5 protein-coding genes and 1 pseudogene are annotated in these 8,111 nt (G+C 48.8%); 1 reads left to right on the top strand and 5 read right to left on the bottom strand.

Annotated features, from left to right (window positions below):
- Positions 1–295 (top strand): annotated as a pseudogene (locus Afil_RS10155) (transposase); the annotation flags it as partial.
- A 389-nt stretch (positions 296–684) separates the two neighbouring features.
- Here the strand turns inward: Afil_RS10155 and Afil_RS10150 are convergent.
- The 5 genes from Afil_RS10150 to Afil_RS10130 form a co-directional block, all read right to left on the bottom strand.
- Complete coding sequence (locus Afil_RS10150) at positions 685–933, bottom strand: helix-turn-helix domain-containing protein (RefSeq protein ID WP_230268447.1); 249 nt, start codon at positions 931–933, stop codon at positions 685–687.
- Positions 934–980: 47 nt separating this feature from the next.
- On the bottom strand, positions 981–1,556 hold the full coding sequence (locus Afil_RS10145) for a hypothetical protein (RefSeq protein WP_230268446.1): 576 nt from the start codon (positions 1,554–1,556) through the stop codon (positions 981–983).
- A 313-nt stretch (positions 1,557–1,869) separates the two neighbouring features.
- Positions 1,870–4,836 carry an Hsp70 family protein gene (locus Afil_RS10140; protein WP_230268445.1) on the bottom strand — a complete coding sequence of 989 codons (2,967 nt, stop codon included), beginning with the start codon at positions 4,834–4,836 and terminating at the stop codon, positions 1,870–1,872.
- Positions 4,833–6,179, bottom strand: a complete 1,347-nt coding sequence (locus Afil_RS10135; protein WP_230268444.1) for a hypothetical protein — start codon at positions 6,177–6,179, stop codon at positions 4,833–4,835. Before Afil_RS10135 ends, Afil_RS10140 begins: the two co-directional genes overlap by 4 nt.
- A 236-nt stretch (positions 6,180–6,415) precedes the next feature.
- On the bottom strand, positions 6,416–7,576 hold the full coding sequence (locus Afil_RS10130) for an MBL fold metallo-hydrolase (protein ID WP_230268443.1): 1,161 nt from the start codon (positions 7,574–7,576) through the stop codon (positions 6,416–6,418).
- Positions 7,577–8,111: the final 535 nt, after the last annotated feature.

Here is an 8,111-nt window from a genome sequence, read left to right as displayed (position 1 = left end):
CGATGTAGAGCGCTGTAAACACTGTCCGCTCAAAGAAGGGTGCTACAAAGAAGGAGCAAAATCAAAAAGCTACTCCGTCAAAATCAAAAGCGATATTCACCTTGAGCAGATGGCGTTCATGGAGACAGAAGAATACCAGGAACTGATGCATGAGCGTTATAAAATCGAAGCGAAAAATGCCGAGCTTAAACAGAACTATGGATACGGTAAGGCGAGCGGAGGCGGGCTGAATTCAATGAAACTGCAGGCGGCCGTTACGATCTTTCTGTCAAACATCCAGCGAATTTTTAAGCTTTCGGAAAATCCCTGGGATAAGTGCGCCCAAAATTCGGAAAAAACGGACTTATCCACCGAATAATGGGGATATCTCACCCCCATTACCGGCTTTTTCGAAAATTATCATGCACATATCAAGCACAAACCCAACGAGGGCGTCTTTGACGCAACTTCGCTGGGTTTAATTTTATTTCACGGATTTTATACTTCAAAAAACGGGACTTTTTCAGCAGCCTCTTTTCCATCCGTTTTTTATTTATGCATTTTTGACGGAAAGCAGCTGCCCGACAACAGGTATGCAGGCGATCCTGCTCAACCCTGTCGACGATCTCATTTCCATTCGGAACACGAAGCCGTGTTTCCTGCAGATTGCACCCTCTCATGGATCTTTCGGATTACTCTTTCGGATTACTCTTCCGATATCTCTTTGGGTTTCGCTTCGTCAGATTCATCGGGTACGTATTCGAGAAGATCGCCGGGCGTACAGTTCAGCGCTCTGCAAATCCCTTCGAGTGTGCTGAAGCGAATCGCATTGACTTTATTGTTTTTGATTTTGGATAAGTTGACGTTGGTAATGCCGACCTGGCTGGCAAGTTCATTCAGGCTCATATGCCTCTCGAGCATCACCCGGTCAAGATGAAGAATGATTTTTCCCATAGCTGTTTCTGACTCGTTTTCTCTATTCAGTCTAACAAAAATCCAGACTAAATCAGTCCGTCTACATCTTCTTCAAGCTGATGGCCTCGAACAAAGAAGCCGGCAATGAAGAAGACGATGATGCCAAGAATGATACCGTCCATGTACACCGTCATGACCGCTGTACCGGAAGTAAAGAAATGAAGGATGCGCAAAATGACGCTGAAGAGCAGACCGATAACGGGAATCAGAATCGAGAAAATCCCAATTTCGCCCATCATGCGAATGGAATCCGAATCAAACGGCGTACCGGATTCGGACCGCCGGAAGATCAGATAGAGATTGCGAAAAATCATCGCGATCATGGTCATCATCAGCATGCACGCAAACAGAAACAGAACAAGATCCTGGTTTGCCAACGCAGCCGTATCGGTATTCATTTCGAGCGAGTAGCTACCGATCACAAGATCCTGACCGGAGGATCGAAGGCCTGCAGCAAGCTCAGGCAGAGCACTTGGATTGAACAGACCGTAAAGCATGAGAAGCAGCATGCCGATCGATCCGATCCAGTAAAGAATTTCGATCACTTTCATCAGAACAATGGCGATTTTTTGAAAAGCGGGACTGGCATACAGTTTTTCCATACGGAATTCCTCCTGTTTGATGGCTAGAGTATACCATGATTTTTAACGTTTTGCATTCTATATTTATCGTTTATCGAATGTTTTTAGTCGTTTATCATAAACAACAAATCCACACTGTTTCCCATGCGCCAGGAATCGAGGGTAAAAAAGCGCCTGGATCTTCTCGATGTTCGTAAAGTCCAGGCGTTCAGGGTTTATGGATTTATGAAGAAGCTTTGAATCTCTGGGTATTGTTCTTCCATTCTTCTATCGTATTCCTCTGTTCTTCTGCTGATCGGTGAAATCTGGTCTGACGTGCATACGACCTGAAGAGCTAGTCGTTTCCTTCCAGCATAACCAGAAGATACGCTTCCTGATCCGCCTCCAGTTTCTGACCGGAAAGAAGCATGTCAACGACTTCTCTGGCGCGGTCAAAACGCGTGGCGAGGACGTCGATATAAATGTCCGGAACTCTGGAAATGCAGCGGCGTGCCCGTTCGAGCATTTTTTCGTCCACCGTATTGTCCGCAAAGCGCTGATCGCCGATACTGCCCAGCGCAACCAGACAGCTGTCGACTTCAAAGTCAAACAGCGATCCGGACTGCAGCAGAGCGATGAGCTTTTCCATATAAAAGTCTCGGGAAGACATGGCTACACGCTGTCCGGAACTTAAGCGCAGCGCATTGCCCAGAGCACGCGTGCTTTCGCTGATCTTGCAGGGCTTGCGAAGGAATACCGCATCCGCATCTTCTAAGAAGCAGCGGCTGATCCAGTCGATGGCGACCTGCTGCTTACCGCAAAGGTTAAGCAGAGGATTGCGATACTGCTGTTCGTAGCCCATTCCCAGAATATCCAGCGCATCCTTCGGTTTGCCGCATGCGCTGATCGTATGAATGGCTTCAATATTCGCTCCATTGCGATTGAGTGTTTTTGGGCCATACGATTGAGAACTGGTCAGGTAAACTTTGGCAATCTTCACCAGTTCGCCGGTCTGCCGTTCGGTCCAGAACGGAGCAAGCTTTCGTGCGATAATGAACAGCCGTTCACGCAGAAAACCGTTGGTCGTGTTTTTCAGAAGGGCCAAAACTGGAAATGCAGCTTCCTTCTTATTGGCGCAGGATGCAATCTGATTGCCGATCCGCGCGGCTTCTTTCACTTTTTCTCCGCGCTGTACAGGATGGGTCACTCGATCCATAGATTCCAGAGCCCGTTCCATGTTTCGAAGAAGCCGGGAAACATCCACCGTTCCTGTTCCCTGCATATTGCCCGTCGATACTTTTCTTGGGGTGTTCTGGAAAATCAGACTTGGAAGCATTTTCGGGGCCCCCTTCGGTTCCGAACGGCCTACGCCAGAGACGGAAAGCTGTGCTGAAACTTCTTCCAGCACGTCCTCGCTGTCTGAATTTTCGACAATCCAGGCACGAAGGGAAAGGATTTTTGAGCTGGAAAGATTCATCTGCAGACGCACGTGCAAATTCTGCTCATACACCGTGTTCAGATTCACGACGCCGTTGGCGATGATTCGATACGAACCATCGTAGCTTCGATGTTCAATCGGAATGGCGATCTTGTTCTGACCGGCTCGAATCATGAATCCGTTTAAAACAGCGGATTCATGCGGAAGCTTTGTCCCGGCTTCAATGATTTTTCGATGAATGTCATTCTGCCCCTGCAAATACAGACTCTCATTGAGAATGCTGGTCTGGCGAATCCGAAAACCCGCAGTCCGCTCTGACCCAGCCGAAGCGTTCAGGCTTTGACCTGTGGACGAAGAGCCAGAATTTGTCCAGGTCATATTTGAAACGTCCTGCACATTTTCAGAATCAGCAGAAGCTCCGAAGCCATTGGAACCCGATGGATCGGCTGGATTGGATCCGAGCGTTTCCTTTCGATCGAGTCCTTCTTCCTGCAGCTGTTCGACCTGGCCTTTTCCCTTCGCGATCTGATTGTGCTTCAGCAGATAATGATAAATCGCGGCACCGCGGGCGACCGACTGATCGGGATCCACTGCGGTAATCGGCTTAAAGCCGAAAAACTCTTCCAGACGGGATTCGATCAGATAAAACTTGGACATGCCGCCATTCAGCACGACTGCATCGACCGGAACCGGTCCTTCTGTATCTCTGGACGCTTTGTTTAAAACATCCAGAATGGGGTAAATTATATTTTTCGTATTTTCGATCGTATCCATATTCTGATACTGATCGATCGTCAGATCCTTTCCCATAAGCGGAGAAAGGATTTCTTCTATTTCTTCCCTGGTGAAGGAATCATCATACGCGTAGCCCAGGGTGCTGATTCGGCCGCCGACCGGATACAGATCCTCTTCCTCATCATCGCCCCAGCCGCTGCCCAGCACATCTTCCTGCGCCATGCTCACGGAAAGCTTTAAGCCTTCCGCCTTATCAAGCAGCTGCGGATAAATCTGCTCTTTCAGCTGCACAATTTTATTCTGGATTTCCGGATGCTTGTGATACTGCGTATAGAGACGCTGATACATCGCGTCCGCAATAAGACGATCAAAATCATCGCCGCCCAGGCGGGTGTAGCGGTTGGTGGCGACTTCATCCACCATCAGCGAACCGCTTTGCGCATCCTGCTCAATTTCATGCAGGGAAACATCCAGCGTGCCGCCGCCCAGATCAAAGACCAGAACGCGCTTTTTCGAAGAAACATCGAGAAGCGAGGAGGGTACTTCCCCGTTTCGAATCTGGTTGATGAGATCGTAAATCACCGCGTTGGGCTCCGAGAGCAGAATCGGCATTTCACTGCCGTCTTCCTGATAAATCCGAAGTCCAGCGAGCCTTGCGGCTTCTCGTGTGGCTTCGCACATGATGGCATCAAAGCTAGCCGGAACGGTAATAATCGCTTCTTCGATCGGCGTGCGGAATTTGCGGGACATATCCGCGATCAGATGCTTGAGAATCCGGCTGGAAATTTTAGCCGGCGTCTCATCCGGAACATCCGGAGAAAGCCCGGTGACTCTGGGCTGTCCCATCTGGCTTTTGATGGAACGCGCCACCAGATGCGGACGAATCGCATACTGATGACGGGCAAAGTTGCCGACTATTGGCTGATAGCCGCTTTCCATCGAATAGTACACAACGCTGGGCAGCGTCGGTTCCAGAACGGTGGAAACCGACTGCCCGGAACCGGCCACATAATACACATCGTTGCTTCGTCTGGCCGAGAAGACCCGGCTGACGAGATCGCCGTTTGGGCGCGTATTGGTAAACGCAATTACAGAGTTGGTCGTACCCAGATCGATGCCGACACAAAGTTCATTCGCCTGATTTGTCATTTCATTTCCCTCACTTTTGGTCTTGAAATCTGAATTTCCTTATCCTGATAAATCCATCCGGGGGAAAGCACCTGGACTTTCCGTAGCATCGTATTGTCGAGAAACGGATCGCCTTCGTAGTCCATTTCCTCGGCCTGAGATGCGGTAATTTCGAGCACCTGATCGAGGCGGAACATCGGATTAATGTGACTGTCCTGAACAAACTGGATCAGTTTTCGAACGAGGATCAGAACGCCGCTGATTTCGGGCGGCGTTTCGTACTTCTGCTTACGAAGACGGCTGACGCCTTTTTGCAGGGCCAGCAGTTCATCCAGCAAAAAGCCGTATTTTTCCGAATTGAGCTGCGAGAAAAACTCGACGATTTCCCGAATCTTGTTCTGTTCGAGCTGGGCGTCGAATTCATCCTGCAAATCGGAAAGAAGATAGCCGGTTCTCTCGAGCGCGCTTTCCAGCTCGCGAATTCTCTGGCTGGCTTTTTCCAGTTCGCGAACCGGTACGGTTTTCAGCGTTTTTTCTTCTGCGCTTTCGACCTCTTCCTGATTTTCGATGGCCTGTCGAATGGAATCGATCAAATCCAGCAGGGTATAAAACTGCAGCGTATTGCCCATCAGGGCGACATCTTCTTCATCGCCATATTTATGAAAGGCTGGATTGTTCTGGAAGAAGGTCGTCAGCAGGATGCGAGAGAAGAACTGTCGATGAATGCCAAATTCTTTCGAACGGCTTTTCATTTCTTCTTCGAACTGATTGAGAGCGGACAAATCGTTTTTCATAGCCTGTTCAAGAAGCGATGCGCTCTGTTTTGCCTGCGTAAAAATCGCGATGCGAACTTCTGGCCGATTGATTTTCTGCACCCGGAAAAACTCCAGGACGTCATCGTAGCGAACCATCGTTCCGTAATACGTATTCACCCGTTCAACCATCTGCATCGGACTCAGTCCGGGGTTTTGCAGGCAGACCATGAGCATGCAGTTTTCGTTGCTGATCTCCTGACGGACTCTCTTTTTGGTATGACGGTTTTGAATCTTTTCGTGCAGCTTATCGATCACCTGATCCTGCACCGTAGGCGAAGCGGCTGTCGCCTCAGAGCCAGGTCTAACTGCGGAAGATGCTGCGTTTCGCTTTTCTGGATTGCCCTCAGATTTCTCCTGATTTCTGGTTTCGTTTTTCGGGCAGGATTTCGTTTTCGCATTCGTCTCCGGTCTAGTCTGTCGTGAGGATCGAGCTGCCTTTTCTCCCTCCTTTTCGACGGGTTTCTTTTTTGGCTTTACGTCTTCTCTTTTTTCGTCCTGTCGGGACACATTTCTATGCGGGCGGCGGGATGTTTTTCTGTGGTCACTCATTTGGCTTTCCTTTCCTGAATCTCTTTTCCTGAATCTCTTTTCCTGAATTTCATTTCCTGAATTTCATTTCCTGAATTTCTTTCCATACAAACTTCTGCGTTTGGGCAATATTCCAACCGAGATACGGTCAAAGTCTGATCGAGCTGAATTGAACGGCTCTGCTCGGACGGGATATGACAAAATCAGCTCTGTTCAAATTAGATCGATCGCCTTGATCGAAACCTCCTCTCAGCTTTTCAGCAGGATGCGGGCTGAAACGGCAGAAGGAAAATCTCCTTCTTTTGCGGCATTTCGATTTGCGAGAAGCATCTGCCTTCATTGAGAAGGCGCTGATCAATCGGCCGGCCGCTCTGTCGCCGGGGATCGCAGTGAACGATAAACACCTGTACGGCATTGAGCCTCTCTAGAATTTCCTTCATCTGGAGATATGACTCATGCAGCGTGAAATCCACTATCCACGGATCGATGTATAACGGGAAACAGCGCAAATCGGAGGCAATCGTTATGGTATGCGGCGCATCGAAAACGTCATCTCCTTCCCCAGCCAGCATCCGGCATTTTTTATCCAGTATCGGAATCCCGCTCTGCTCGAGCGCATGAACGGTATCCATAACCCGTGTATCGAGATAGATGTTCTCCAGACCATCGATTTCATCGAGAATAATTTTGAGAAACTCTACCCCTTTGGAGAGCTGCCCAATCAGGCAGTTCACTGCCTCGCCGGCATCAATATGGCTTTGAATTGCGCCCAGCAGACCAGAAAGACCGGAGCGGGTACACCTGTATTCATCCAGTGCATGCAGACCGCAAAGAATCAGCGCATCCGGATGGATATCTTCGGGCAAAATGGCGGACCCAGTAAGCGGCATTTGGTTCAGACTGTAATCGCCGGTATACAGCAGAGAGCTATTCCGGCTCTGGATCCAGAACATGGCAGCTCCTGGAATATGGCCAGCCTGGAGGCACGTGATCTTCAGATCGGCAAAACTTCGTTCCTGCATGAAATCCAGAAATTCTACTCGCTCCTGTATCCGCGTCACCCATAGATTGGAAGCATGCAGATCCCGATGAAATCCCCTTTGGAGCTGGAGCTCAACCAGTTTCCATGTCGTTTCTGTCGTCCAGATTTCCGCATTTTTTGCCAGATTGGTCAGCACAGGCAAACCACGGCAATGATCCAGGTGGGCATGGGAAATCAGAATCAGATTGATTTCGCTGAAGCTTTCCAGAATGCCAGCCCGAAGGAGGTATTCATAATCTGGATATTCAATCTGCCCCTCATGAACTGCAGCACCCGCATCCAGAAGGATGTTCACACCATTCATACGGACAAAATAGCAGCTGTCGCCAACAGACTGTGCCCCGCCCAGGGGTACAAATACATTTGGTTTTTCCATTTCCTTCCTTCTTCCATTTCCTCGCAAATTTCTTTGGCGCATCTTTCGTACAAAGTTTGCGTCCGATACGGAAATACGATTGTTTTGCTAAAGCAGGCGTTTCGTATTTCGGTACATAGATTTTATCCATTCGACAGAAACCGTTTTTTCAGGGGGTGAACCTTCAAAACGGCTGACTATAAAGACTCACGCTCCGTTTTTGGTATGTGCTTTCTAAGACTCCCGAAAGTTCTGTTAAGAGATACGTAAAACTCCAGATTTAAAAGGTTCTTTGCGAATCCTGTAAAAATTCCAATCGTTTCGACAGAAAACAGGATCGCCTGGTGTTCGGGCAGGCATCCGACGAATCGAAAAACAAATTTTTCAATACGCAAATTTCTCGAACAAATTTCCAGACAGCAAAAAAATCCCCGAAAGATATTGGATCTCTCCTTTATCCTTCGGGGATTTCATTTTGTCTGGCAGCTTCCTATCTTTGCCTTGCGGCTATTGTCGGCGTTCTGCAGCTTAACGGCCGGGTTCGATATGTTTCCGG

Origin of the sequence: Allobaculum fili (assembly GCF_020969955.1) — a bacterium.
Taxonomy (GTDB): Bacteria; Bacillota_I; Bacilli_A; order Erysipelotrichales; family Erysipelotrichaceae; genus Allobaculum; species Allobaculum fili.
Note: the sequence above shows the minus strand (reverse complement) of the source record. Positions and strands in the feature narration are given on the sequence as shown.

Coding starts and splice junctions, on each gene's coding strand:
- Afil_RS10150 (WP_230268447.1), bottom strand. CDS start 933: ATGGGAAAAATCATTCTTCATCTTGACCGGGTGATGCTCGAGAGGCAT.
- Afil_RS10145 (WP_230268446.1), bottom strand. CDS start 1,556: ATGGAAAAACTGTATGCCAGTCCCGCTTTTCAAAAAATCGCCATTGTT.
- Afil_RS10140 (WP_230268445.1), bottom strand. CDS start 4,836: ATGACAAATCAGGCGAATGAACTTTGTGTCGGCATCGATCTGGGTACG.
- Afil_RS10135 (WP_230268444.1), bottom strand. CDS start 6,179: ATGAGTGACCACAGAAAAACATCCCGCCGCCCGCATAGAAATGTGTCC.
- Afil_RS10130 (WP_230268443.1), bottom strand. CDS start 7,576: ATGGAAAAACCAAATGTATTTGTACCCCTGGGCGGGGCACAGTCTGTT.